This is a genomic window from Leminorella grimontii, assembly GCF_039789245.1.
In the GTDB taxonomy this organism is placed as follows: Bacteria; Pseudomonadota; Gammaproteobacteria; order Enterobacterales; family Enterobacteriaceae; genus Leminorella; species Leminorella grimontii.
In genome coordinates this window covers 3,457,678-3,482,772 of the sequence record NZ_CP146357.1, presented here as the reverse complement: position 1 = coordinate 3,482,772, position 25,095 = coordinate 3,457,678, and the positions used below count along the sequence as shown (strand labels likewise).

Sequence of the window (25,095 nt, the reverse complement as noted above, 5' to 3'; positions counted from 1 at the left end):
TATTATGCGCATAAGGCTTTTACTCACAATAGCATGCAGCATAGCGGCGCTTGCCGCTTTTATGGTTTTTGCCCTCTATCAGGGGGTTATCCGCTTTAACTACCCATCCCGGGAAGAGTTCCCTATTCAGGGAATCGATATCTCCCATCATCAAAAAGAGATCGATTGGGACAGGCTTAATACTGCCGAGATCCAGTTTATTTTTATCAAAGCGACGGAAGGGGGAAATTTTAAAGACAAACGCTTCCACCTTAATTGGAAGGACGCCCGTCAAAGGGGATTTGTCGTCGGCGCTTACCACTTTTTTACCTTTTGCAGCAGCGGAGATGAACAGGCCGATAACTTTATTTCCTCTGTGCCGGTTGAAAAGGGGACTCTGCCTCCGGTTATCGATCTCGAGTACGGCGGCAATTGTCAGTTAACCTCCGGCAGGTTGGAGGTGCTTAAAGAGGTTGAGGTGTTGTCCGATCGGCTTGAAAAGGCGTATGGGCAGAGGCCTATCCTGTATGTAACCAGAGAGTTTTATGATGACTTCCTGATAGACAAAATGCCGAAAAGCGCTATTTGGCTACGGGACGTTTATCGCAAGCCTGGGCTCCAGCCTGATAACAGGGACTGGTTATTTTGGCAATACGCCAACCGCGGGAAGCTGGAAGGCATAGAAACGTTTGTTGATTTCAACGTTTTTAACGGGAAAAAAGATAAATTTGAAACGCTTATAAATGATTAATATAGGCAATCGTTCATGTAGGCAATAATTGTTGTTCCACACTGTTTTATGGTGCTAAAATCCTGCCCGAATGGAATTTAGCAATAACATATAGGGTGTGGTGGTGACGATGAGGGCGTTTTTTACCCATTATTTTTTACTCATATGCCTGTTCGCTTTTTCTTGTCTTTCCTATGCAAGCACTCCGCTTAGCTCAAAAGACAAAGCTATTTTTTCCTTTAATCTGGCGTTAACCGAAAACTCGGCTCACGCTTTTTCTCCTGCGCCGCTTCGCGTGAAAAAGCTGAAAGAAGTGACCTTTCGTAACGGCGAGCGGATTATTTCCAGCGAGATTGACTACAGCCCCGAAGGCGACGTCGTACGGGTTAAGCGGCGCGAAAAGAACCGCCGCGGCGAGTCCGTCACTTATGTTTATAAAGACAGTCGGGGCTGGGTGAAGAGCATTAACTGGATAATAAACGGCCAGCTGAGCAGCGTAGGAAACGTCGTCGTGCGCTACCAGCAGGACGGACAGGGTCGTATCGTTAAAAGCGAACTTATGAACAGCGGATGGATGAGGCAGTTTATTTACAACATCGAAGGGCAACTGACCGAAGTCATCGAAAAATCGCAGGTGGAAAAAGAGTATTCTGAAGGGTATACGGTAAAACGCTATCACTATAATCCCAACGGGTTACTGGCCAGAAGCGATTCTCTTTCTCGCGACAGCAGCTATGAGTCCTCTTACTACTTTGACTACAACGAGAATAATATTCTTCAGCGAATTATTGCCGAGGCTAAGTTTTACGCGAAGCATAAAAGGCGGAGTGAAAAGCACTATAGTCGCTACGATCACCACGCTAACTGGCTACACGCCGAGTGGGGGCCGCAGGAGAACCGTTTTACGCAGGAAAGAACCATCGATTACTATGGGGCGTAGGCGCTAAATCCGCTATTTTCCGCAAAGAGAAGAATGGCGGCACTCGCCTATATTAGAGATGGATAAGACCGGGGACTTTCCCTTATAATGGTCAAGATAAGCCGCAAGAGCACGCCGGAAACGCTGGTTTTTTCTACAAATGCGCACGATGAATAAAAATGCGCTTGCACCTCTTTGTGGCTTTCGTTAGTATTCACACCCGCTCTGGTTAGGTTGAGAAAATCGTTAGTTTCTCCCTCTTTTGAACCAGCAAGCTTTACGACGGGGTATCCCGCAAGGATTACAGGCAAGAATATGTACGAAGCGCTTCTTATTATTTTCCTGCTGGTGGCCATCGGTCTGATCGGTATGGTTATGCTGCAGCAGGGCAAAGGGGCCAACATGGGTGCCTCTTTCGGTTCCGGAGCTTCCGCAACGCTGTTTGGTTCCGGCGGTTCAGGCAACTTCATGACCCGTACTACGGCGATTCTGGCCACGCTGTTTTTCATTATCAGTCTGGCGCTGGGTAACCTGAGCAGCCGTCAGGAAAAGAAAGTCGGCGAATTCGACGATTTGAGCGCACCGGTTAAGGTTGAACAAACCGCTCCGGTGAAGCCAAATACGCCGAGCAGCGATATCCCTAAATAAGGGAACGAGTTTTAAACCGATGGGTTAATCCCGTCGGTCCGTGCCGAGGTGGTGGAATTGGTAGACACGCTACCTTGAGGTGGTAGTGCTCATTAGGGCTTACGGGTTCAAGTCCCGTCCTCGGTACCAATATTTAAAGAATGGACGTCAACCGACGTCCATTTTTGTATCTGAAATCCGCGTAATTACTGGCTTTTCCCTCGATTTATCCTTTCCTGACGTCAGCACAATTCAATCGACATCAATTAACCCTTGTTGGTAAATGTTGGTACAACCTTCGTAAAGGCAAACCCTGCGCCAGCGGATGGAGGAAACCCTATAGCACTCACGGATGTTAAGGTAAGAACTGTCAAATCAGGTAATAAGCCAGTAAAACTATCTGATGGCGATGGGAGGCTCCTTTTGTTCACCCCAACTCTTACATTTCTACCCGGTTACGCCCAAGCGTTTTGGCCCGATACAGCGCCTCGTCGGCCGCTTGAATCAGACGTTCGTAATCGGGGTGACCACTGAACATTGCACCACCGATGGACAGAGACAGCACGATGCGCTGCCCGTTAGGGGCCATTACCGTTTGTTTACTGACCATCGCACGGATTCGTTCTGCAACCTGTCGGACTTCATGTTTCGATGCTTCAGTCAACACAATGAGAAACTCATCGCCACCATACCTAAAAACATAGTCACTGCTGCGAACATTATTATAGAAAACCTGTGAGACCTTACAAAGGATCTCATCCCCAATCTGATGCCCGTAGCTGTCGTTGATCTGTTTGAATTTATCTACATCAATAATCAGAACCGACAGAGAGGTTCCGTTTCTGTTTGCTTGGGCAATTTCACGTTTGAATATGGTTGGAAGAAAACGGCGGTTTAGCAAGCGGGTGAGAACATCCATTCCTACTTCATGCCTTGATACCTCATCAAACAGGGCTTTTAAAAAAATACTTATCTGAAGCAGTGCACTTTTCACCTGAAGCAACAGGCTTACCCGCTGCTCGCGTCGGGCAAGCGCTTTGGGTGTGTTCTGAGTACGGATGACCAGTTCATCCAGTTCCTGCAGCTGCTTGGCAATGTAGCCCGTTTCCGGTAGTCCGCTGAAATAGTGGCGCCCCTTATGATTAAACCACAGGCCAAAATCAGCCCTGCTCAGTGGTCGTACGCTTTCCATGTCGGTATCTACCATAATTCTGTAAATCAGGTCATTCTCCCAAGAGAGAAGACTGGCGCTTTGGCGCTCTTTCTCTTCCTCTGCGTTTTCAAGTAGTGAAAAAATCCGGTAGTTCTCATCTTCTCGGGAAGCGCTATTGTCACTGAATGAAAATACCCGTGACATGATTTCCATAGCAAGGTCGATACTGACTACTGCAAAGCGGCACAGTGCCACCCGATCGCGGTCAGTACAGTCATACTCCATAGTCTGTATAAGGGGAAAGAGCAGTTTTTTCAGCGTTCGTGCGCCCATCTCAACAAGCTGTACGGGTATTCCTATCCGGGCATGCACCTCTCCGACATGCTGCTGTACGGATATCATCTGATCAATGTTATCCTGAGTACAGGTAAGCACATTTTCCGTCCATTCGGCCAGCGCCGGTTTGAGATATTTCTCTACCTGCTCATTTGTCAGAAAGACTTCCGCTTCAGGATCGTCAAGCATAATTTCATAGAATGTTTGACTCAGTGGCACAGCGTGTTCACGGGCAATCTTAGCCGCAAGTGACAGAACCTCTGGAGAGGTACTCTCAATCAGCTCAGCCCATTCCTGCTTCATTTTACTGAGGTAAGTTTTCATATTGCACCCTTATACAATAAAGATTGGGCAAAGATACTCGGCGGACTGAGCGCTTACGGGGATTAACAATCCAGATGATTGGCTGCTTACTCAAAATATTTGGCACTTTTCTTTTAGGACGCCACCCGGTAAATAAGGGCCGTAACTCGAGGAAACAATCACGTCCCGGCTCACTCCGACCATGAACTGCCGCAGAGGTTCTGCCCCCTGTAATTGTAATCGCCCCTCATAAAAGTGCCATTTACAGCTAGAGATCTTCCGCCATCCGATGGTGCTGCGTTTGGACAACGGATTAGGGTTTATCTCTCCGGTCTTAGCTGAATGAGATGATGAACATAAGGTTCGCCTGACATTTTTTCTGCTTCGATTGCCGAAAATATTGCGCTAGGGTATCCGCAGGCCAAGCAAAATAAAATTGAGCAGGCGGCCACATTGGCCTGTATACATGAAGACATCTTGAGTTTTTCGCAGGGGTACCAAACCAAGTCGGCGTACGCGGCGTTATGTTATCCGGCGCTCAGAAACAGCGAATTGCCATCGCTCTAGCCCTGTTAGTTAATAGTGATTCTCGACTCAGCGCTTTTTGCAGTGGGTGACCGTACTGAACGTCGTATTTTGCAGAGTTTGCGCCAGTGGGGGAAGGGGCGAACGTTGATTCTCTGTACACATCGTCTCTCTGGCTTGCGGTATGCCAATGAAATGTTGGTTTTGCAGGAGGGGCGCATAGCCCAGCAAGGCGCCTATGCGACGCTGGTGCCGCCGGCCGGGTGATATCGGAATATGTATCGTTATCAGCAATTGGAAACGGCATTAGATGAATAATAGGCGTGAGCGATGGCTTGACGCCCCGAGCTCGTCAACGGAATAGCGTAGGCTCTGGTGGGGGACGCTTTATTCTCTATCGGTGAAACTATTAACGTCCATATACTTCGATAACGCATGAGCCAGCTGAATAGGCGAATCGCTTCCCATCTTTTTCATCATATTATGACGGTGGATTTCCACTGTACGCAGCGCCAGATAGAGGCGGTCAGCGATAACCTTATTTGAAAGCCCCTCCAATACCAGCGCAAGGATCTGTTTCTCTCTTTCCGTTAGCTGCTCCCACGCGTTGCGCAGCTGATAGTGTTTCTCAAACCACTCAAACTTCCTTTGGCTGTTTATCAGCGCCTGGCGGATAACCCGGAGCAGTTCATCGATATCCACCGGCTTTTCCAGTAGGTCAAACGCGCCGTTTTTAAAGATTTTGCTGGCGGTAGGCACGTCAGCGTGGCCGGTGAGAAAAATAACGCTCAGCACATTGTCCTGACGCATTAGCTGCTCCTGCAGTTCCACGCCCGTCATTCCCGGCATGCAAATATCTAACAGTACGCAGCCGGGCAGGGTGACGTCGACCTGCTGTAAAAAGGCATCGGCGGATGAAAAGCTAATCAACCTGATGCCCGCCGCCTCTAACAGCCAGATAAGGGAATCCCGAATCGCGGGATCGTCATCAACTAAATAGATCGCTTTTAACATTATTGCGTTACTCCGTTTATCCGCGGCAGCGTAATGCAGATACAGGCGCCGACCGGCTGGCTTTCGGCCCAGATGCGCCCGCCGTGGGCCTCGATAATACGCTTGCAAATCGCCATTCCTAAGCCGAGGCCGCTGTCCTTACTGGTGACAAACGGAACGAACAGTCGCTCTATTTGCGTCTCGGTTAGCCCAACGCCGTTATCGCGAATTTTCAGCGTGGCTTTGGAAGACGACGGGACGATTTCAAAGGTAATCTGGGGATCGCGTACCAGAGGTTCCCGCAGCTTAATCGCGTCCAGCGCGTTGCGAATGAGGTTAACCAAGACCTGCTGGATAAGAATCTCATCGGCGAGAATCACGACTTCCGGCGCTTCTGGTGCGGCAACCGTAATGCCGCCGCGCTTTAGCTCGTTTGAAAACAGTGACAGCGCGTTGGCAATAACCAGGTTTAAACAAATTTCTTCCTGCTTTTCCGGGTGGCGCTTAATAAAAAATCGAACGTGTTGAATCACGCTCTTCGCGTTTGCCGTTTGCCGAATGGCCTGTTCAAGCGCGTTGTCTAGGGCGGCAATATCCAAAGGTCGCTGCTGCAAGCGCATCCTGCATCCGACAACGTAGTTATTAATCGCCATGAGTGGCTGGTTGAGCTCGTGGGCCATCCCTGCCGCCATCTCGCCCGACAGCAAAATCCTTTGGGCGGAATAGAACTGTTCCTGCTGAGTGCGGAGCCATTCTGAGGACGCCTGATTTAGTTCCATCATTTGCTGCAGCTTGCGCGTTCTGGTCTTGACCAGATAGTTAACCCGCAAATGGTAGCCGACCAGCAGCAGCCCGTATCCCATAACGATGAACAGCCATCCCCGATACTTTTGCCATAGTACCTTAAGATGGCCGCCACTGTCCGATAGCCCAATGTCTTGCATGAGTTCAACAACGCTTTTGTCGTTAATGGGTACGGTCCATCCTCGATATTCTCCCTGAAGAGCGGGCATATCGTCGGGCTTTATTGATAACAGCGCCTGGGCGATTTCCCGAGCCAGCTGTTCGTGAACGTGCTGCATTCGGGAAAGCGTCCAGTGAGGGTAAAGCGGGGTTGAGCTAAGGCAGGGCAACGCCGTCTGCGGATAGGCTTTAATCACCTTAAACTGGCCGGCGTCAAAGCGGCCTGATTTAATCGCCAGTTCCAATACGCAGGTTGGCAGTACGGCAATATCTGCTTCATTGTTAGCCAATTGAGATAATAAGTTTTCCTGCGGCAGTCCGACAAAGCTCAGCCGGGTAAAATCCTTTATTGGATCGATTCCCTCTTTTAGCCACTCTCTCTCGATGATTTGAAAGCCGCCGAACGCCTGCGGCGTTGTAATAACAATGCGCCTGTTTTTAATCTCTTCCCAGCGGGTCATATCGGGCATATCGCTGCGGGCAATCACCGTAGAGCCTATCGCGTATCGAGGCTCACCGTATATAGGATTTAAGCTGAGCATCCGGACGGCGTCATATTCGCTTTGATACTGTAATAACTTGACGCCGTTAGTAATGGCAAAGTCGATAGTTCCACTGGCCACCAGCTGATCGATACTCTTAATGTCGCCAGTAATAAGAATAAATTGATACTGAGGGAAGCGCTGATTCAAATAGTCTATCGTCGGCTGCCAGCGATAAACGCCCTTATTGGCGTCATCGAACGATAATACGCCAACGCGTATGATATAGCGTTGTTGGTAGGTTTCCGCTTTCAGTATCGGTGCAGTGAGCAGGATGAGTAATAATCCAATTATTAGCCTGATTAGTCTGTCCAATTTTAATACCATGCCCGCCACGCTTAGCTATTTGTACTATTGACACACTAGTCTTAACGCCGATCCCGGTATTGATATATATCAAACCGCCAAAAGGTATGCGGTAAACCACTATAGAGGAATAAAAGCCGTTATTGCACCGTATCAATAGCCGTCATAACTATAAAAAGGTATTGATATGAAAAACAACAGTTCCAGACGTCAGTTTCTTCGTTTAGGCCTCACCTCTGCTGCCGTTGCACCGCTGGCGGCAATGCTCCCGTTTAGTGCCGATGCGAAAGAGAACGCATCAAGCATCCATTGGGATGAAGAGATGGACGTTCTCGTCCTGGGGACGGGCATGGCCGGCTTTATCGCCGCCATCAAGGCGGCGGAAACGACGCCCAATTTGAAAATCGTTCTGGCCGATAAGATGTCCCGACTGGGGGGATCGTCGTTAATATCCGGCCTGAATATGGCCGTTGTGGGATCGCCGTGGCAAAAAGAAGCCGGCGTCACGGATGACTCATGGGAGCTCCTATTAGCCGATATAGAAAAAGAGTCTCGAGGATATAGCCACGTAGAGCTTACCAGGACAATTGCCCAGAATACTCTGTCCCTGTTTAATTTCTTATGCGATCACGGCGTTGAGTTTGATAAGTCCATCGGTGATGGAACGGGCATCAAGTCGCTCGGCGGCCACTCCCGCGCCCGCTGCGTATGGCCGGTTCACGGCGGCAGTGGAATTGTAAAAAGCCTGCAAAAGTACGTTCAGGAAAAGCTTCCTAACGTTGAAATCCGCAAGCAGGTTTTGCTGGAAGAGATTATCCGCAACGATGAAGGGCGGGTTATCGGCGTACGGGTGAGAGAGAACTATATCTTTAACCGTGACGTTAAAGACTTTGGTCTAAACGATAGTCCTGCGTTTAACAGTACCGGCAGCCCTCGCTACTACAAGGTAAAGCGGGGGCTCGTTATGGCTACAGGAGGCTATAACCAGGACCGTAAGTTTCGCGGCGACGAGGTCGGCGCTCTCTATAACTCCGTCTCGACCGCCAACCCGGGCGCAACGGCTGGCGCTCTAAAGGCCATGATTAAAGCGGGCTTTAAGCCTATCCACATGACCCTGTTTCGATTCGCCTTTCCTATTCCAACCGAAGACATTCTATGGGGTATTTTGGTTAATCCAAGAACCTGTAAGCGCTTCGTCGATGAATATAACAACAACGACCGTCAGGGGCTGGGGCTAAAAATACTCTCAGAACGCATGAAGATAGACGGCGAACAAATCATTCTGATCTATGACCAAACCGGGATCGATAATTACCACGATAAACAGCGTCTTACCCTGTCTCTTGAAGGAAAAAACGGCACTGAGGGCACGATGTGGAAATTTGACTCGCTTGAGGCGTTGGCCAGCAACTTTAATATGGACGTGGCCGAATTAGAGAAAACGATCGACGAATACAATCGCGACATGGCTAACGATAAGGATAAGTTTGGCAAGCCTAAGCGCTTAATGAAGTCGTCGACGTCTATCAGTAAAGCCCCGTACTACGCGATGTGGCTGAACCCCCGCTACAACTACAGCCAGGGCGGAGCGATGATCAACACCGAAGCGCGCCCCCTCGATATTGTTACCGAGCAGCCTATTCCCGGCGTCTTTGTCTGTGGCGAAGCCTCTGCGGGAAGCTACGGGTATATCCGCCTTACCGCCTGCGGCAGCCTGGACTGCGGCGTTTTCGGCATGATTGCCGGAGAAAACGCCGGCAGGGAAACCCCTTGGGAATAATCGGTTAACCGTAGGAAATAACAATGAAAAAGTTCTCGTTAATACTGGCCGCGCTTTACCTGTTTTTCTCGCCTTACGCGCTGTCAGGGCCGGAGCAGAGCGCGGCGGTAGAATCGAAAAGTACGGTTGATGATTCGCACAAGTATGCGCTAAAGGCCCATCATCAAAAGCTGAATTTACCCTGCTCGGCCTGCCATAAAGAGCAGGACGTTGCCGAATATAAGCCGCTGGCGACGAAAGACTGCCTGACCTGCCACGGCAGCGCCGAGAAGGTCGCCAAGCGCACCGGATTTATGGACGTCAACCAAACCAATCCCCATCGCTCCTTACACGATGGGCTCGACCTGGACTGCTACGAGTGCCACGCCGAGCACAGGCCGTCGAGCAATCTCTGTGAGACTTGCCACGACAATACCCGAGACTGGTTTGGGCCAACGCCATAGAGAAGGAAAATGACATGAGTAGAATACGCTTTATCTTTTTACTGGCTTGCGTCACCATCCTGGTCGGCATTGGCATAAGCCTGCTTGGCGCTGAAGTGGTAAGAAATACCGGCGACGAAAGCTTCTGTGGGAGCTGCCACGAAATGCAGCCGATGGTGAAAACGTTCAAGCAGGATATCCACGGCGGCAATAACCCGCACGGGTTTAGCGCAGAATGCGTGGACTGCCATCTTCCACATACCAATACGCTGGACTATCTGGTTTCAAAGGGCGCGCAGGGAGCTAACGACGCCTTCAAAAGCGCGTTTACCGATACGTCTAAAATAGACTGGATAGCCCGCCGAGAACAGCGTGAGGCCTATGTTTATGACTCGGGGTGCCTCGGCTGTCACAGCAAACTGCTGGATAAGGCCGAAGCCTCTAATCCTAAATCTTTAGAAATGCATCAGCACTGTAAAGACATGCAGCAGACGGATACGCCGGTTCAGTGCGTTTCATGCCACGTTACCGTCGGTCACGCCGGCGCGCTTCGCGGTGAGTTAAACCAAACCAAGCCTGAATATAAGTTTTTAGAGGAGCTGCTCAGCAAGAAAGGCGAATAGGATTTCGTGCGCGCTTTCTTTTGCGACAGGAGACGTGCTGCCGCTAAACGACAAAGGGGAACGCATATGGCCGAAAGAGCAGGACGACGTCAGCTTTATGCTGGTGGACGCTTCCTGCTCTGCCGAAGTCGTTGCGTGCGTCGCAACGTTCTATAAGGGGTAGATGGTGTGGGGACATCTGGAGAGCTGGCTCTTCCTCAGGCAGATACAGCGCATCAGGAATGCCCGCATTTATGGCTAACATGCGGGCTTTTCTGAAATAGCGACCAATACCCCGGCCTTATTTTCTTGCGATGGTAAGGCGTCGGGTTTGTTTATAAAAGCGCGGCGGTAACATAATAATTTTGCCTTTTTGCATTGCAATTTTCAGCGTTATTGTTTTAATCACTTGCCGACAGTAAAAAACGAAAGGGTAAACTTGAGCAGAAAAAAATGGCTGAGCATGTTTATCAGAATGAGTGCCGGGCGTTATTTACTGCGGTTTATTGTGCCAGCTTAACGTTAATATAATGGCTTGAATAATAATCACGTCATTAACTATTATTTAAAGAGGTCATTATGCAAAAGGCGATATTATTTTTATTTTTCAGCTTATTCAGCGGGAGCGTTCTTTCGGCCACCGAGGCTGAGTTTTTAGCCGAACACGGGCTTGCGGGGAAATCCGTTGAGCAAATCATCGATGCTATCGATCAAAATCCTCAGGCCCGCCCTCTGGGGTACTCAGCTTCAGTGACGGGCACAGCGTTGAAATTATCTTCAGGCAATCAAAGTTATACCTTGCCGCTCGGCGATAAGTTTTACCTCTCTTTTGCCCCCTATGAGCGGCAGACGCACCCCTGCTTCAATCACAGCCTTTCTGGCTGCCAAGGGGAAATGCCGAACACGCTGTTTAATGTAAAAGTCACCGACAAGCAGGGAAATGTGTTGGTAAATAGGGAAATGAAAAGCTATCAAAACGGCTTTGTCGGCGTATGGCTACCGCGCAATATCGAAGGCGTCATTGAAGTTAGCCGCGGCGGAAAAGTGGCGGCATTTCCTATTCAAACGGCCAGCGATAGCCAAACCTGTCTGACCTCCCTACAGCTAAGGGCCGCTGGCTGATATTCAACAATTTCTATCCGTTAAAAGGTTCTGGCAACACCCGCGTGACAAAATAACAGGCAGCAAAAACCCCCAACGGCATCGCTCTTGGGGGTATTTGATTGCGTATTATCAATCCAGACATTGAACGCTTTTAACACTCAGCTCCAGGTTTAACGGTCTTTGGCAAACTGTCGAACTCCCGCAAGCCATTTTTCTGATACGGGTCGCCAATCCAGCGTGGACGAGGCTGCCACGCCGGGTTTATCAGACTTTTATCTGCTTGCCAGCCGCGATAGCTCACGCCAACCAGCTCCGACCAACCGTGAATAAACTCCGTCAGGCTGAGCTTGCGGTCGGTGAACTGTTTAAGGTCAGCCTGCTGCTGGGCCGCCCATTGTGGAGACTGCCAGATAAAAAACGGCACTTCATACATCGGACGCGTCGGCGCGTACTCGTCGCGCCCCTGTTGGGTATGCGGCGGGGTATCAAACACCTCTTCGCCGTGATCGGAAAAGAACACCAGCAGGCCGTTCGGAGAGCTGTCGCGAAAGGTTTTTACCAGGCTTGAAACCACAAAGTCATTGTATAAATTGGCGTTGTCGTAATCGTTCCAGGCTTCTATTTGCCCGGCGTCAAGGGAGGGCGGTAAACCTTCGTTGCCGCTGAACCGGGCGTAACTTTCCGGAAAGCGGTACTTATAGTGGAGATGGGTGCCGAGCAGATGCACCACGATAAATTTTTTCTCTGCCGGATGCGCTAGCGCTTCGGCAAACGGGGCCAGCACCACTTCATCGTATTGCCGGCTTTTTTGGCGCCGCTGGTTATTCAGATAATACTGATGGTCGGTCTGGCGCGAAAATACGGTCAGCATGGTATTACGCTGGGTCATGGTCTGCTGGTTGGTTATCCAGAATGAGGTATAGCCGGCCTGCTTCATCATGTTCATCAGCGACGGCTGGGTTAGGTAGAGATCCGGGTTTTCTTCGTCGGCAAAGCTGAGGATCTGCTGCATGATCTCAATCGTATACGGTCGGGCAGAGACCACGTCGGTAAATACCGTCAGGTTCGGATCGCTGGCGGCCAGAGCGTCAAGCTCCGGCGTGGTTTGCCGGTGATAGCCGTACAGGCTCATGCGGTTGCGCTGGGTGGACTCACCCAGCACCAGCACCACGGTTCGCGGCGTGTCGCCGTTTTTATCCTGCAAATCTTCCAGCGGCGCGATGGCGCTGTTGCCGTCCAACTGCTGCTGCAAATTAGCCAGCTGTGCGCGGTACTGGCAGTAGGCGATAACCAGCTGCCATGGCGCTGCGGGTTCCATGCGCTCCATCAGTCGGGCCATAATTCGCCGCCACGGCCAGCGTGCGCGCAGGCTGCGACGCAGTTTCTCACCAAACAGCACGTAGAGGATCAGCAGGCTGACGCCGATTCTCCAGCCGGGAGAGAGATAAATGGGCTCCAGCTGGTTCCATAGATACACGGCAACGGCAGTATAAGCCAGCAGGGCGACAACAATCGGCCAGCGGAAATATTGTTTAAAGTACTCGCCGGCTTCCGCCGGATTGCTTTCGAACATGATAAACAGCACGCTCTGCGAGAATTCGCTGCCGTAAATCATGTAGTAGACCAACGCGCCAACGGAGCCGACCCATAGGATCACCCCGATGACCGCTGCCAGCGGCGCCATATAGTCAGGAAATAACAGCGCAGGGATCAACCACAGCGTGCTGTATAGGAGCGAATCGCGAAAACCGGTTCCACCGCTCTGGCGGCGAAGCACCACGACTATCTGTAGGACGGTAGAAAAATACCAAAAATAGAGCAACGCCCATCCTAAGGCACTCCAGCTGAACAAAGGGTTGGCGCTGAATGTCGCAAGCATAAATATAAATACCTTAAGGTTATCAGGCGGTCAGGCTAAATAGCGTCAGCGAAGTGCCCGAATGCAAAAGAATAGCTACAGCTAATGCCGGGGCTATGCCCAAGGAAATGCTTTTCTCCGGTAGGTTAGAACCTAATTATTAATACAACCTTAAGAAAGATAATGTTGTTTAAATGTAAATGAATGTAATGATATTGTTATTATTGATGCGGGTTATATACTCTAAACCATAAAAGCGTTGCATGTGTATTTTGTATATCCACTTAGGAGATATGATGAAAAAGATATTAATCCCTGCGCTGTTGGCTATTTCATCCGTTACGGCCTTTACGGTTCATGCTGCTTCCTCTCAGACAGAGAGCCAGCAAAAGGCCGCGCAGAGCAAGCTAAATTCCTATGAGCAAATTATGGTGGGTAAGGTTTGGGTAACGACCGAAGCGTTGAATCAGGATAAGAAAAGCGTAAGCGCGGAAGACAAGCGGGTTACCAACTTTTTTGGCGTAGCGGAATACTATCCCGACGGCACGTTTAAAATGACCACCCTTGACGGCAAGCCTAAGATGCAGGGCGACTGGTCATTCAGCGACGATGGTAAAAGCCGTTCACTGACGGCAAAGAATGACAAAGGCGACGTTCTGTTTACCCGCGTGGTTGAAAACGTCAAGGTAACTCCTGAGGAATATACTTACAGGATCTATCCTGAGCAGGGCAATAAAAACGACTATTTCGACATCGTTCATAGAGTAAAAAAATGACTGATTCTCAACGCCGTTTCGCCATCGCCTAAAGGTTGAGAATAAAGATAATCGCCCGCTTTAACGGGCGATTATTACGGGGAACGGTCAGAAACTAAAGCGGTATCCGCCGTTAACTTGACGCTGGTCGAATCGGTTGCCCGTTGAGCTGTCAACTTCCACATAAAGCGCATGGGCATCATTTATGCTGGCGCTAACCCCCAATCCGTTGTTCCACCAGTTTCCCTTGAAGCCGTGCGCTTCGCGTGAACCGTTCAGCCTATAGGCCGTGTTGCCGTCGAACTCTCTGACTAGCCCCGTTTTCAGGTAAACGTCAACTTTGCTATTACCTACCGCTGTTTCATAGCCAAACAGCGTGCCGACGCGGCCAATCATTGACTCGTAGCTGCCAAGACGGATCCTCAGGCCGTTGCTGGCGTTGATGTGCGCTGCGGTCTGATGCCCGTAGGTGAATTGAGCCTGTGGCTCAATATAGAAGCCGTTGCCCGGCAGGCTAAGACTGAGCCTCTGCCCGACTTCTACCGAAGCGCTGGCGCCCGTTGAGCTACCGCTGCCGCTGACCTTATTACTTTGGCTGTCCATCACGCTGAACGAGTTTTTCAGGCGGGAAAGCTTGGCGATGCCGTCAATGTAGAAACCGCTATCCGCCATATAGGTTGCGTAAAGGCCCACGTGGTGAGACTGCACTGTGCCGTCTCCGCTACGGTAGTCCGGTGAACCGCGGGTCAGGCCCATAAACGTGCCGATGTACAGAGGCGTTTCGGCGGAAACGCGTTTATCGAAGCCCAGCTGCGTTCCGCTATAGGTCATGTCAAATCCGCTCAGCTTGCCGCTGGCGAAGGCGTCGAACTTACCGCCGAACCCGCGCATCCACGCGTTACCCCGCTCGCCGCTTTGACGCAGGTCGCCCATACGCTGCATCAGCGTCTGGGTTTCGGCATAGTTCAACAGATAGCCGACGTTCAGGTAGTTACCGCCGGCGTCCGCCGTTGTTGTGACGGGCGGTTTTGGCTTTTCCTCCGGAGTTGGATCCGTTGGTGGAATATAAGCGCCGGAAGAGTACAGCTCCCAGCTGTTGCCGTTCTTGCGCACGTCGTACAGATAGCCTCCCAATTCCACCTGAGAGGTGGACGTGAAGCTTGCGGCGCCGTCTGCTGTTTCCACTACCGTTAATACCTCATTGCCGGTGGTCGCCAGGCTGCCGCGGTTCGTTATGGTTAATAAGTGGTTTCCAGCGCTGGTTTCCGTCACTACCAGCCTGTCGCCCGCGTTGTTGATACCGTCACCGACAATGTCGGTACGTAAAACGAACGAGCCGTTGCCACTCAGATGGGCGACGCTCAGCGTAGAGTAGCCACTGCCGGACTGCGCATGGGAAAGATCGACCGTAGAATTGTTGAGCGTCAGCTTATCCAGGCCAGAGCTACCGGTCAGGTTCCAGCGGCTGTCGCTTATCACGACGTTTGGCGAGCGGCCGCTTATGCTGTCGCTGTGGGCGCTTCCTGCCCAAACGGAGCCTGAACTCATGTTCAGGTCGAGCGATGCGCCTCGAATATCGCCGCTTAGCCGAGAAGCCGCACTGTCGATGACGGCAGAGGCAGTACCAGGGGCCTTACCTTCGAGATCGAGAATAATGCCGGACTGAGCCTCAACGGAAGCATTATTCAGGGATAGTTTTGCGTTTCCGCTCTCAATCTCAAACGCGGCTTTTTCCGCCCTTAGCGTGCTGTCCGTCAGCGTAAGCTGAGCCTGCGTGGTCATGTCGTCATTTTTAACGGAGAGTCCTACAGAGCCTTGCCCCAGAGCTTCTACCGCGCTTGAGCGTATGGTGATGTCTCCGCCGTTTTTAACGCTGAGCGCGGTACTGTCAACACCCGTGACCCGAATTCGGCTACCGTCTGAGGCCGTCATCGTTCCGCCGGTCAACACCGATAGCCCAACAGCCGCATCGCGTGAAGCGAGGCCGTCTACTGCGCTCAGACGTATCGTCGAGCCGGTTTTTGCAAGTGCGATTGCCGTTGCGCCGCCACCCTGTATTTCAATCTTCCCTCCGGTCATCGTGATGGCGCTATTAAGCTGTGCTGCTATGCCGACGCTGTCCTCGCCCGATGTGGTAATGTTGCTGTCGATGACGCGAGCCTCGGAGCCGGCTCCATAAGTCATTACGCCGATGCCTTGCTGCCCTTGGGTTTTAATTTCTCCTTGGCGGAAGGTAAGGCGTCCGCCGTCGGTAAGCTGAGCGCCGAAGCCTAAACTGCCGGTGGTTTCGATAGTCACATTGTCAGCGTCTACCAAAGAAGGGAGCCCGGTATACGTTCCTGAACCGGTAGAAAAAATGCCGGCGGCTCCGGAACCCGACGTTGTCAGATGGCTGTCGCGTAACGCTATATAGCCGCCGCTTTGAGCAACGGCGGCGTGGCTGCTTGAGCCGGCGGTGGTTACCGTTGTCTGCGCTGCTTCAATGGTGGATTGGGCGTTACCGTTGTCCCATCTTGCCCACAGAGCATAAACGAAGGAGTCATTGGCGTTGTCTGACGTTACCGTACTGTTGGTAAGAACGATTTTTCCGCCGCTTCCCGCGTATGCGCCGCCGGAACTGTATGACGTAGGTAGAAGCGTTAGCGAATCACCTATCGCGGTGGTTCCCTGGCCAAAGACCTTGAGGGCCCCGTTGCCTTGTCCGCCGTCAGTATAGGTTTCGTTATTGAGGTAATGCTCTTGGCCGTCAACAAGGTTTATTGAGGCTGCGTATGCTGTCGTGCTGAATAAAAATAATGCCGTTGTGCATATTGAACTATTTATTAGCGCATTATTAGTTATCTTCATATCCTTATTAAGTTCCTTTATTTGTCCTGGCGGCGATAAAAGTGGGGGCGCCGCAATTCCTTAAGATCTCGGTATATTAATTGCTAATATCGAAGGCTGATTTCACGACTCTGTCGCGCAAGGTTAGTATGCAGGCGTTTCTCTTGATATTACAACTTTTTTGAGTGTTCTTTTGCTTTGCCCTATAAGCTTAATTAATAATTAACGTGTTGTTTGTTTTGTATTTTATGTTTTTAAATGCATTGCATTCCTAATTTTGCAGAGAGCGATTGGGTGGGGTGGAGGCATTAGGAAAAGCGGAGATGACCGAAACGTGATCTATTAAATGAGATAGAACCAGCGCCGCCTTTGTAAGGCAGCACCTTAAATGATTGGTATTCATACGGGGATCGCACGCTAACGAGGAGAGCTTCTCTACTTCAGCCCTAACCTTTTAGCAAGGCGATGCAGGTTTGCAACGTCGGTCTGCAGCGCCCTCGCACTGGCCGCCCAGTTCTGGTCGTGCTGTTTCAGGGCGTCGGTAATCAGCCGGCGCTGGAAATCCGCCGTTGCGTTTCGAAGATTGACGTTCTGCGCCGGAGCTTCAGGGGTTTCAGGCCTGGCCGTCGGTTCGTTTTGCAGAGTAAAGTGAGCCGGTTCCAGTAATATTTCGTCTTTGGGTTTTCCTGCTCGGGCAAGAATAACCGCGCGATAAACCGCGTGTTCCAGTTCGCGCACGTTGCCGGGCCAGTCGTAGTTGATTAGCTTGGCGCGCGCGGTCTGGCTTAGCACCACTCGCGACAGGCCAAGCCGCGCGCGGCACTGCTCGCAAAAGAATCCTGCCAGTAAAATTACGTCTTCTCCGCGTTCGCGCAGCGGCGGCAGAATTAAGGGGAAAACGCTCAGGCGATGATAAAGGTCTGCTCGGAATCGGCCTGCCTGAACCTCTTCTCTTAAGTCGCGGTTTGTCGCCGCCAGCACCCGAACGTCCACCCGCAGGCTGCGATCGTCACCGACGCGCTGTATATCGCCATATTGGAGTACGCGCAGCAGCTTAGCCTGAAGTGAGAGGCTTAGTTCGCCGATTTCATCCAAAAACAGCGTGCCGTTGTCCGCCATTTCAAACTTGCCGCTGCGGTTGCTTATTGCGCCGGTAAAGGCGCCTTTAACGTGGCCGAACAGTTCGCTTTCCGCCACGCTTTCGGGCAGCGCCGCGCAGTTAAGGTAGACCAGAGGGCTTACTGATCGAGGAGACAGCTCGTGGATGGATTTAGCGACCAGTTCCTTACCGGTGCCGGTCTCACCGATAATCAATACGTTCAGATCGGAAGCAGCGACGATATCGATCTGTTTTTTCAAATCAATCATGCCGGACGACAGGCCGATCGTTTCCGTATGGCTGCCGCTGCCGAAAGACGGCGCCGTTGGCCCCGGCAGCAAATTCTGATTTTCCAACTGCTCAATCAACAGGGCGTTGTTTAGCGCGCCGGCGGTTAATGCGGCGATTAAACGAAGCTCTTCGTCGCTGAAGGCGTCAAACCGTTCTGGCTCCAGGCCGTCGAGGGTCAGCGCGCCGATAAGGTTCTGTCCGGCAAACAGGGGCAGGCCTACGCAGGCGTGAACCTTAAGGTTTTCCTGTGCAGGGATCAGGCCGTCGTAAGGGTCGGGCAGGTCGCTGTCCGATGGGAAGCGTACGACGTCTCCCGCGCGGGCTATCGCCTCAAGGCGTGGATGTTGTTCAATGATAAAGCGCCTTCCCAGAACGTCCTTTGCCAACCCGTCAATCGCGAGGGGAATAAACTGTCGGTCTTCATAGCGTAAGAGAGCGGAGGCATCGCAGCCTAGGATTTGGCGCAGCGTCGTTATCAGGCGCTGGAAGCGGTCCTGATGGCCGACGTTGCTTTGCAGCTCAATAGCGATTTTGGCCAGTGCGTTTACTGAAAAGCTCATCGATGTCTCCATAGTCAATATGACCGCAATAATGTCATATTGACTATTTTCTTAAAAGTCATTTTGACAGTCATTAAAGACCAGAAATTTAAGATAATCATGTAAATCAATTAATTAAAAGTTTGGCACGGATGTTGATTATAGACATGTATCTGTTCCATAAATCTTAATTATTGATGAGGCCGTTATGACTATCCATGTAAAAAGCAATATCCACTGGGTCGGACAGCGTGACTGGGAGGTTCGTGATTTTCACGGAACCGAATATAAGACCCTGCGGGGCAGCAGCTACAACAGTTACCTCATCCGTGAAGAAAAGAACGTGCTGATAGACACCGTCGACCATAAGTTTAGCCGCGAGTTCGTACAGAACCTGCGTGCGGAAATCGATCTGGAAGACATTGACTACGTCGTTATCAACCACGCGGAAGAAGACCATGCCGGCGCGCTGACGGAGTTGATGTCCTACATTCCGAATACGCCGATTTACTGTACCGCTAACGGCATTGACTCCATTAACGGCCACCACCACCACCCGGAGTGGAATTTTAACGTCGTGAAAACCGGCGACAGCCTGGATATCGGCAACGGCAAAAAGCTTATCTTTATTGAAACGCCGATGCTGCACTGGCCCGACAGTATGATGACCTATATTACGGGCGACGCCGTACTGTTCAGTAATGACGCCTTCGGCCAGCACTACTGTGACGAACGCCTGTTCAACGATGAAGTGGATCAGATCGAGCTGTTTGAACAGTGTCAGCGCTATTTTGCGAACATCCTGACGCCGTTTAGCCGCCTGGTGGCGCCGAAAGTGAACGAGCTGCTCGGTCTTAACGTGCCGGTCGATATGATTGCAACGTCCCACGGCGTGGTGTGGCGCGATAATCCGCTACAGATCGTTGAACGCTACCTTGAGTGGGCGAACGACTATCAGGAAGACCGAATTACGATTTTCTACGACACCATGTCTAACAATACGCGCATGATGGCGGACGCGATTGCGCAGGGGATCAACGACGTGGATCCGCGCGTTGCGGTAAAGATCTTTAATATTTCCCGCAGTGACAAGAACGACGTCCTGACGAACGTATTTCGCTCTAAGGGCGTGCTGGTGGGCTCTTCCACCATGAACAACGTCATGATGCCTAAAGTGGCGGGCATGCTGGAGGAAATGGCCGGCCTGCGTTTTCGCAATAAAAAGGCCTCGGCCTTCGGCAGCTACGGATGGAACGGCGGCGCGGTAGACCGTATCCAGACTCGCCTGATGGACGCCGGCTTTGAAACCACCATTTCTTTGAAAGCCAAGTGGCGCCCGGATTTAGACACGCTGGAAGCATGCCGAGAGCACGGCCGAGAGGTTGCCCGCCAGTGGGCGCTTTCACCGCTGCCGGAAACGACCGATGCGCAGGCTGAAGCCGCAGCTCAGGACGGATGTGCCTGCGCCGCCGCGGCTCAGCTAGGGCCCCGCATGCAGTGTAGCGTGTGCCAGTGGATTTACGATCCTGCGAAAGGCGAACCGATGCAGGGCGTTGAACCGGGAACGCCGTGGAGCGAGGTGCCGGACGGCTTCCTGTGCCCAGAGTGTTCTTTGGGAAAAGAGGTCTTTGACGAGCTGGCTTCGGAGGCAAAATGAACAACGGCATTGTGATTATCGGCTCGGGCTTCGCGGCCCGCCAGCTGGTGAAAAATATCCGCAAACAGGATACGAACGTCCCCGTTACGGTGATCGCCGACGACAGCATCGATGAATACAACAAGCCCGATCTTAGCCACGTTATCAGTCTGGGCCAGCGCGCGGACGATCTTACCCGCCAAACGGCGGACGAGTTCGCCGCACAGTACAACCTGCGGCTCTTTCCCTTTACTCGAGTAATGGGAATTGACGCCGACGCCCGCGAAGTCATAGGGCAGGAGCAAAAGTGGAAATTCGACAGGCTGGTGTTGGCGACAGGGGCCAGCGCCTGCGTGCCGCCGGTTCCAGGCCATGAGCTGATGTTGACGTTGAACAGCCAGACGGAATACCGCAACTGCGAGTCTCGCCTGCTGAATGCGCAGCGGGTGCTGATTGTCGGCGGCGGGCTGATTGGTTCTGAACTTGCCATGGATTTCTGTCGGGCCGGAAAAGCAGTGACCGTTGTGGACAGCGCCGCCAGCATTCTGGCATCGCTGATGTTGCCGGAAGTGAGCGGACGCTTACAGCATCGCCTTACGGAAATGGGCGTTCATCTGTTGCTCAGTTCGCAGCTGCGGTCGTTAGCGCAAACGGAAACCGGCGTCGTCGCCACATTTGACCGCAGCCGCAGCGTTGAGGTTGACGTCGTGATTGCTGCGACCGGTTTGCGCCCGCGGGTCGCTTTGGCCCAAGGCGCGGGGGTAAAGGTAAATCGGGGCATCGTCGTGAACAGTCTCCTGCAAACCAGCTGCCCGGATATCTATGCGCTGGGCGACTGTGCGGAAATCAACGGCCAGGTGCTGCCCTTCCTTCAGCCCATTCAGCTTAGCGCAATGTATTTGGCGAAGAATTTGCTGGGGGGCGAGGCGCCGCTCAAACTGCCGGCCATGCTGGTGAAGGTAAAAACGCCGGCTATGCCGCTGCATCTGGCGGGAGAAACCAGCCGCCGCGACCTGAGCTGGCAAATCAGCGCTGAGTTGGAAGGGATGGTGGCCAAAGGCCTTGATGCGCAGGGTCAGCTTCGCGCCTTTGTCGTCAGCGAAGATCGCATGAAAGAGGCGTTTGCATTACTGAAGGCGATGCCCGCCTGAATGCCTCATGAAGGCCGCGCCCGTTTCTCACTAAAACGTAGGAGATTCACTATGGAACGCATCCCGAGCCACTTTATTCATACCCGCTCTACGCCGTTTTGGAATAAAGCGACGGCGCCCGAGGGGCTTTTCCTGCGCCATCTTGATAAGGGAACCCGGCCCGGAGTTTATCCTCGCCTGTCGGTGATGCGGGGGGCTGTGAAATATCTTGGATATTCAGACGCGCAGTGCGCAACGCCTGAATGCGAAATGGTCATTAAAGCCGGGCGCTTCGGCGTATTCCCGCCTGAAAAATGGCACTGCATTGCGCTTTTAACGGATGATGCCTGTTTCAACATCGATTTTTTTGTCGACCCGACAGTCTTGACGTCGGCGTGAGATTTTAACCGTTTAAAACGGAGGTGAAGTTATGACACCTATTCCTGAAAATTTTATGCACACGCGAGCAACGCCCTTCTGGGATAAAGATACCGTCCCGAAGGCGCTTCTTGCCCATCACAATACGAAAGCGGGCGTTTATGGGCGGCTTTCTGTGATGCGGGGCGCCGTGAAGTATTTTGGCTTTTCTGACGCCGATGCGGCGGAGCCGGATCTGGAGCTCGTTATTGAGGCCGGTTCTTTTGGCATTTCGCCGCCGCAGAAGTGGCATCGAATCGAGCTGCTGACGGAAGACACCTATTTTAACATCGATTTTTTCGCGCAACCGGATGCGGATCTCAGCGGCGCAGGCCTTGGAAAAGTAGTGAATACTCACAGGGGGTAACCATGAGCACATCAACCTATACGGTGACAGTCACCAATAACGACAGCGGCGTTTCCGTTGACTACAAAACTGAGACGCCGCTTGCGCTCTTGGTGCCGGAAGTGGCCGCCGACGTCCTTAAAGACCTGGTGAATACGGTGCGCGCCTACGATATGGAAGGTGAAAATGAGGTTTGTGGTTGGTGATTGGCCGCGCTGAAAATAGCCGTATCTCTGATGTATTAGTCAGCATATGCGGGGCCGCTCTGGCCCCGTATTCTTGCCTGGCACCCAGCCGCAGTTTCTCTTTTTCATTATCTGCCGACGTCGGATTTTTCATATAAATTCGCTTGGCGTTAATTCTTCTCATAATAACGTCAGCCCTCAAAAAGCACCGAATGCAACGCTTTTATTTAAAGGCGAAAAAAGAGCCGTAGAGCGTTTTTTCACCGTATTTATGCTCATCCATGAACATCACCCAGTAAAAACCCTTTATTTTATAAGTCATTATGGTTGAGAATGGTAATGATTTTTATTTACATTTATTTACTGAAATATATAATCAGACGGACTTATGGACATGCGTTGCATTAAATGCTTTTTCAACCACAGCGAGAGAATATAAAAATGTTAAAGAAAACAATGGCCCTAACGTTAACGGCCATCGCCTCTGCTCCCGCCATTTCTGCCGACGATAACAGCGTTATGGTCGTGACCGCATCCGGGTACGAGCAGAAGCTTAAAGACGCGGCGGCAAGCGTTTCAATCGTCAGCCAGGAAGATCTAAGCCAGCGTAATTATTCTGATTTGGCCGAAGCGTTAAGCGACGTTGAAGGCGTTGACGTGAACAGCACTACCGGCAAAACCGGCGGGCTGGATATCAGTATTCGAGGCATGCCCAGCAGCTATACCCTGATCCTCGTCGACGGCATTCGACAAAACGGGACTTCCGACGTGACGCCCAACGGCTTCGGCGCCATGAATACCAGCTTTATGCCGCCGATATCCGCCATTGAGCGTATCGAGGTCATCAGGGGACCGATGTCGACGCTCTACGGTTCTGACGCGATGGGCGGGGTGGTTAACATCATTACCAAGAAAGCGCCCAAGGAGTGGTCCGGCTCGGCGACGCTTGAGCATACCTTTCAGGAAGATACCGCCTATGGCGACAGCTCCAAATTCTCCTTTTATTCCGGCGGTGCGCTGGTGGAAGACCAGCTGGGGCTTACCCTGCGCGGCACGATATTCCGTCGCGACGCTTCTCACGTCGAGTCCTCATCGACCGGCGCGGAGCTGAGCAACCGCGGGCCTAACCCGGTCAAGTCTGACAATTACAATCTGGGTTCCAAGATGACCTGGCAGTGGGATGAGAATAATTCCCTTTGGCTTGACGGCGAAATCGCTAACCAAAAATACGACAACGGCGACGGTCAGCTTGGCACGATAGGCGCTTCCGGCGGCTATGAGGATACCTTGCGCTACCAGCGCCGCAAGGCGACGCTAGGCAGCACGAATCAGCTCTCTTTTGCGACCTGGAATTCCACCGTCTCGTATAACGAAACGGAAAATAAAGGGCGGCTTATCACCAAGTCGTCGGTTCCCGCAGGTTCTGACAAGGTGGGCGATAAGCGCCTGCTGAAAAACACCAACGTCATCGTGGATACCAACCTGTTGATGCCCGTCGGAGAAAGCCATCTGCTCACCGTCGGCGGTGAGTATTGGAACGCCCAGATGAAAGACGGGATCGTGCTGGCCAACGGCGGCAGCAAGTTTGAACAGGACTCCTGGTCGATGTTTGGCGAAGACGAATGGCACCTTATAGATTCGCTGGCCTTAACCTACGGCGCTCGCTATGAATATCAGGACACCTTCGGCGGGCACGTCAGCCCGCGCGCGTACTTAGTCTGGAACGCGCTCGATGAGCTGACCCTCAAAGGCGGCGTCAGCACCGGCTATAAAACGCCTTCTCTTGCCCAGTTACATGACGGCATCAGCGGCGTGACGGGGCAGGGGACGATCACCACCATCGGCAATCCGAATCTCGATCCCGAAGAGAGCGTTAACACCGAATTTGGCGCCTACTACGAGCACGACAGCGGGTTTGGCGCGAATGCGACCGTGTTCTACAACCGCTTTAAGAACAAGATAGTCAGCGAGTCTATCGACAACAACACCAGCACCTACGCCAACGTCGGCAAGGCGACCACGCAGGGCCTGGAGCTTGCGACCGGCATTCCGCTGTGGACCAAAGACCTGATGCTTAACCTGAACTACACCTATACCGACAGCGAGCAGAAGGACGGCGATAACCAGGGCGCGCCGTTGACCAACACGCCGAAGCATATGGCGAATGCTAACCTGAAGTGGAACGTCAACGATCGTTTTTCCACCTGGTTTAAAGCGGAATACCGGGGGAAAATGGCGCGCTTTACTCAGAACTACGAGAACCTGAGCGCCGCCAATAAGGTGGTTCACGACAATCTGGGAGAAAACTTTAAGTCCTATACCGTTTTCAACATGGGCGGATCGTACAAGATCTCTAAAGACGTCACGCTAAACGGCGCGGTGAATAACCTGTTTGATAAGGACTTCACCAAAACCTACGTGTATAAGGTCGGCAGTGGCACAACGACGGCAGGGGACTATTTCACTTCCGCTCAGTCCACTACGGGCCACGTGATGCCGGGGCGTAACTACTGGGTGTCGGTTAGCGTCGGCTTCTAAGCGGACGTGTAGCGTTCTGTTTTTTTAACGCCCGGCCGTTAAAAATCGCCCGCTTGGAAAGGGGCGATTTCGTTATTGATGCAGTAACTCAAAATACGAGAGGTGTGAATTCAAGCGATCGGATTGTATACCGCGATTGTTCTCAGATCGCTACTGCGTCCAACGCTCGTTCTAAGCGCTCAGGCTCTGCC

20 protein-coding genes, 1 tRNA gene and 2 pseudogenes are annotated in these 25,095 nt (G+C 52.0%); 17 read left to right on the top strand and 6 right to left on the bottom strand.

Features of this window, described 5'->3' with window-relative positions:
• The first annotated feature begins 61 nt into the window (after nucleotides 1-61).
• From V8L73_RS16100 to V8L73_RS16085, 4 genes are all read left to right on the top strand, one after another.
• Nucleotides 62-730, top strand: a complete 669-nt coding sequence (locus tag V8L73_RS16100) for a GH25 family lysozyme (RefSeq protein ID WP_347253441.1) — start codon at nucleotides 62-64, stop codon at nucleotides 728-730.
• 274 nt (nucleotides 731-1,004) lie between these two features.
• Nucleotides 1,005-1,649, top strand: coding sequence for a hypothetical protein (locus V8L73_RS16095; protein WP_347253440.1), 645 nt, complete (start codon nucleotides 1,005-1,007; stop codon nucleotides 1,647-1,649).
• Between the two features lie 294 nt (nucleotides 1,650-1,943).
• Nucleotides 1,944-2,276, top strand: a complete 333-nt coding sequence (gene secG / locus V8L73_RS16090) for a preprotein translocase subunit SecG (protein ID WP_027276057.1) — start codon at nucleotides 1,944-1,946, stop codon at nucleotides 2,274-2,276.
• Nucleotides 2,277-2,318: 42 nt separating this feature from the next.
• A tRNA-Leu gene (locus tag V8L73_RS16085) sits at nucleotides 2,319-2,405 on the top strand.
• A gap of 289 nt (nucleotides 2,406-2,694) precedes the next feature.
• Here V8L73_RS16085 and V8L73_RS16080 read toward each other — a convergent pair.
• Nucleotides 2,695-4,068: a diguanylate cyclase gene (locus tag V8L73_RS16080; RefSeq protein ID WP_027276056.1), complete on the bottom strand. Its 1,374-nt coding sequence runs from the start codon at nucleotides 4,066-4,068 to the stop codon at nucleotides 2,695-2,697.
• Between the two features lie 342 nt (nucleotides 4,069-4,410).
• On the opposite strand from V8L73_RS16080, the pseudogene V8L73_RS16075 reads away from it, so the two are divergent.
• Nucleotides 4,411-4,836, top strand: a pseudogene (locus tag V8L73_RS16075) (multidrug ABC transporter permease/ATP-binding protein); the annotation flags it as partial.
• Between the two features lie 123 nt (nucleotides 4,837-4,959).
• Here V8L73_RS16075 and V8L73_RS16070 read toward each other — a convergent pair.
• Both V8L73_RS16070 and V8L73_RS16065 read right to left on the bottom strand, forming a co-directional pair.
• Entirely contained in the window at nucleotides 4,960-5,586 is a 627-nt protein-coding gene (locus V8L73_RS16070; protein ID WP_027276055.1) for a response regulator transcription factor, read from the bottom strand.
• On the bottom strand, nucleotides 5,586-7,385 hold the full coding sequence (locus V8L73_RS16065) for a sensor histidine kinase (protein WP_027276054.1): 1,800 nt from the start codon (nucleotides 7,383-7,385) through the stop codon (nucleotides 5,586-5,588). The genes V8L73_RS16070 and V8L73_RS16065 overlap by 1 nt, the downstream gene beginning before the upstream one ends.
• A 178-nt stretch (nucleotides 7,386-7,563) precedes the next feature.
• On the opposite strand from V8L73_RS16065, the gene V8L73_RS16060 reads away from it, so the two are divergent.
• The 5 genes and pseudogenes from V8L73_RS16060 to cueP all read left to right on the top strand — a co-directional run bounded on the left by V8L73_RS16060 (nucleotide 7,564) and on the right by cueP (nucleotide 11,302).
• Nucleotides 7,564-9,156 (top strand): FAD-dependent oxidoreductase, encoded by a 1,593-nt coding sequence (locus tag V8L73_RS16060; RefSeq protein WP_027276053.1) that lies wholly within the window; start codon nucleotides 7,564-7,566, stop codon nucleotides 9,154-9,156.
• A gap of 23 nt (nucleotides 9,157-9,179) precedes the next feature.
• A complete protein-coding gene (locus V8L73_RS16055) occupies nucleotides 9,180-9,599 on the top strand; it encodes a cytochrome c3 family protein (RefSeq protein WP_027276052.1) in 420 nt (139 codons plus the stop codon).
• Between the two features lie 14 nt (nucleotides 9,600-9,613).
• Nucleotides 9,614-10,201 (top strand): cytochrome c3 family protein, encoded by a 588-nt coding sequence (locus V8L73_RS16050; protein WP_347253439.1) that lies wholly within the window; start codon nucleotides 9,614-9,616, stop codon nucleotides 10,199-10,201.
• Between the two features lies 1 nt (nucleotide 10,202).
• A pseudogene (locus V8L73_RS16045) lies at nucleotides 10,203-10,364 on the top strand (deaminase); the annotation flags it as partial.
• 395 nt (nucleotides 10,365-10,759) lie between these two features.
• Nucleotides 10,760-11,302 (top strand): copper-binding periplasmic metallochaperone CueP, encoded by a 543-nt coding sequence (cueP, locus tag V8L73_RS16040; RefSeq protein WP_027276051.1) that lies wholly within the window; start codon nucleotides 10,760-10,762, stop codon nucleotides 11,300-11,302.
• 133 nt (nucleotides 11,303-11,435) lie between these two features.
• On the opposite strand, the gene cptA is transcribed toward cueP, so the two are convergent.
• Nucleotides 11,436-13,163: a phosphoethanolamine transferase CptA gene (gene cptA / locus V8L73_RS16035; protein WP_347253438.1), complete on the bottom strand. Its 1,728-nt coding sequence runs from the start codon at nucleotides 13,161-13,163 to the stop codon at nucleotides 11,436-11,438.
• 272 nt (nucleotides 13,164-13,435) lie between these two features.
• Here cptA and V8L73_RS16030 point away from each other — a divergent pair, with 272 nt between their 5' ends.
• On the top strand, nucleotides 13,436-13,918 hold the full coding sequence (locus V8L73_RS16030) for a DUF4822 domain-containing protein (protein ID WP_027276049.1): 483 nt from the start codon (nucleotides 13,436-13,438) through the stop codon (nucleotides 13,916-13,918).
• An 87-nt stretch (nucleotides 13,919-14,005) separates the two neighbouring features.
• Here the strand turns inward: V8L73_RS16030 and V8L73_RS16025 are convergent, their stop codons facing one another.
• Both V8L73_RS16025 and norR read right to left on the bottom strand, forming a co-directional pair.
• Nucleotides 14,006-16,744 carry an autotransporter outer membrane beta-barrel domain-containing protein gene (locus V8L73_RS16025; RefSeq protein ID WP_347253437.1) on the bottom strand — a complete coding sequence of 913 codons (2,739 nt, stop codon included), beginning with the start codon at nucleotides 16,742-16,744 and terminating at the stop codon, nucleotides 14,006-14,008.
• Nucleotides 16,745-17,158: 414 nt separating this feature from the next.
• Complete coding sequence (norR, locus tag V8L73_RS16020; RefSeq protein WP_347253436.1) at nucleotides 17,159-18,673, bottom strand: nitric oxide reductase transcriptional regulator NorR; 1,515 nt, start codon at nucleotides 18,671-18,673, stop codon at nucleotides 17,159-17,161.
• Nucleotides 18,674-18,860: 187 nt separating this feature from the next.
• Here norR and norV point away from each other — a divergent pair, with 187 nt between their 5' ends.
• The 6 genes from norV (at nucleotide 18,861) to V8L73_RS15990 (ending at nucleotide 24,904) form a co-directional block, all read left to right on the top strand.
• Nucleotides 18,861-20,309, top strand: a complete 1,449-nt coding sequence (gene norV / locus V8L73_RS16015; protein WP_347253435.1) for an anaerobic nitric oxide reductase flavorubredoxin — start codon at nucleotides 18,861-18,863, stop codon at nucleotides 20,307-20,309.
• Complete coding sequence (gene norW / locus V8L73_RS16010; RefSeq protein WP_347253434.1) at nucleotides 20,306-21,439, top strand: NADH:flavorubredoxin reductase NorW; 1,134 nt, start codon at nucleotides 20,306-20,308, stop codon at nucleotides 21,437-21,439. The genes norV and norW overlap by 4 nt, the downstream gene beginning before the upstream one ends.
• A gap of 51 nt (nucleotides 21,440-21,490) precedes the next feature.
• The gene (locus V8L73_RS16005; protein ID WP_027276045.1) at nucleotides 21,491-21,817 is read left to right on the top strand and encodes a DUF1971 domain-containing protein; all 327 of its coding nucleotides are present in this window, start codon (nucleotides 21,491-21,493) and stop codon (nucleotides 21,815-21,817) included.
• 31 nt (nucleotides 21,818-21,848) lie between these two features.
• A complete protein-coding gene (locus tag V8L73_RS16000) occupies nucleotides 21,849-22,202 on the top strand; it encodes a DUF1971 domain-containing protein (RefSeq protein WP_347253433.1) in 354 nt (117 codons plus the stop codon).
• A gap of 2 nt (nucleotides 22,203-22,204) precedes the next feature.
• The gene (locus V8L73_RS15995; RefSeq protein WP_027276043.1) at nucleotides 22,205-22,387 is read left to right on the top strand and encodes a DUF1869 domain-containing protein; all 183 of its coding nucleotides are present in this window, start codon (nucleotides 22,205-22,207) and stop codon (nucleotides 22,385-22,387) included.
• Nucleotides 22,388-22,807: 420 nt separating this feature from the next.
• Nucleotides 22,808-24,904 carry a TonB-dependent receptor gene (locus tag V8L73_RS15990; protein WP_347253432.1) on the top strand — a complete coding sequence of 699 codons (2,097 nt, stop codon included), beginning with the start codon at nucleotides 22,808-22,810 and terminating at the stop codon, nucleotides 24,902-24,904.
• Nucleotides 24,905-25,095: the final 191 nt, after the last annotated feature.

Excerpts from the sequence above, each read along its gene's own strand:
- cueP (WP_027276051.1), top strand. The coding sequence starts at position 10,760 with ATGCAAAAGGCGATATTATTTTTATTTTTCAGCTTATTCAGCGGGAGC.
- V8L73_RS16060 (WP_027276053.1), top strand. The coding sequence starts at position 7,564 with ATGAAAAACAACAGTTCCAGACGTCAGTTTCTTCGTTTAGGCCTCACC.
- secG (WP_027276057.1), top strand. The coding sequence starts at position 1,944 with ATGTACGAAGCGCTTCTTATTATTTTCCTGCTGGTGGCCATCGGTCTG.
- V8L73_RS16000 (WP_347253433.1), top strand. The coding sequence starts at position 21,849 with ATGACACCTATTCCTGAAAATTTTATGCACACGCGAGCAACGCCCTTC.
- V8L73_RS16025 (WP_347253437.1), bottom strand. The coding sequence starts at position 16,744 with ATGAAGATAACTAATAATGCGCTAATAAATAGTTCAATATGCACAACG.
- norW (WP_347253434.1), top strand. The coding sequence starts at position 20,306 with ATGAACAACGGCATTGTGATTATCGGCTCGGGCTTCGCGGCCCGCCAG.
- V8L73_RS16005 (WP_027276045.1), top strand. The coding sequence starts at position 21,491 with ATGGAACGCATCCCGAGCCACTTTATTCATACCCGCTCTACGCCGTTT.
- norR (WP_347253436.1), bottom strand. The coding sequence starts at position 18,673 with ATGAGCTTTTCAGTAAACGCACTGGCCAAAATCGCTATTGAGCTGCAA.
- V8L73_RS15995 (WP_027276043.1), top strand. The coding sequence starts at position 22,205 with ATGAGCACATCAACCTATACGGTGACAGTCACCAATAACGACAGCGGC.
- V8L73_RS16070 (WP_027276055.1), bottom strand. The coding sequence starts at position 5,586 with ATGTTAAAAGCGATCTATTTAGTTGATGACGATCCCGCGATTCGGGAT.
- V8L73_RS15990 (WP_347253432.1), top strand. The coding sequence starts at position 22,808 with ATGTTAAAGAAAACAATGGCCCTAACGTTAACGGCCATCGCCTCTGCT.
- cptA (WP_347253438.1), bottom strand. The coding sequence starts at position 13,163 with ATGCTTGCGACATTCAGCGCCAACCCTTTGTTCAGCTGGAGTGCCTTA.
- V8L73_RS16080 (WP_027276056.1), bottom strand. The coding sequence starts at position 4,068 with ATGAAAACTTACCTCAGTAAAATGAAGCAGGAATGGGCTGAGCTGATT.
- V8L73_RS16055 (WP_027276052.1), top strand. The coding sequence starts at position 9,180 with ATGAAAAAGTTCTCGTTAATACTGGCCGCGCTTTACCTGTTTTTCTCG.
- V8L73_RS16050 (WP_347253439.1), top strand. The coding sequence starts at position 9,614 with ATGAGTAGAATACGCTTTATCTTTTTACTGGCTTGCGTCACCATCCTG.
- V8L73_RS16100 (WP_347253441.1), top strand. The coding sequence starts at position 62 with ATGGTTTTTGCCCTCTATCAGGGGGTTATCCGCTTTAACTACCCATCC.
- norV (WP_347253435.1), top strand. The coding sequence starts at position 18,861 with ATGACTATCCATGTAAAAAGCAATATCCACTGGGTCGGACAGCGTGAC.
- V8L73_RS16030 (WP_027276049.1), top strand. The coding sequence starts at position 13,436 with ATGATGAAAAAGATATTAATCCCTGCGCTGTTGGCTATTTCATCCGTT.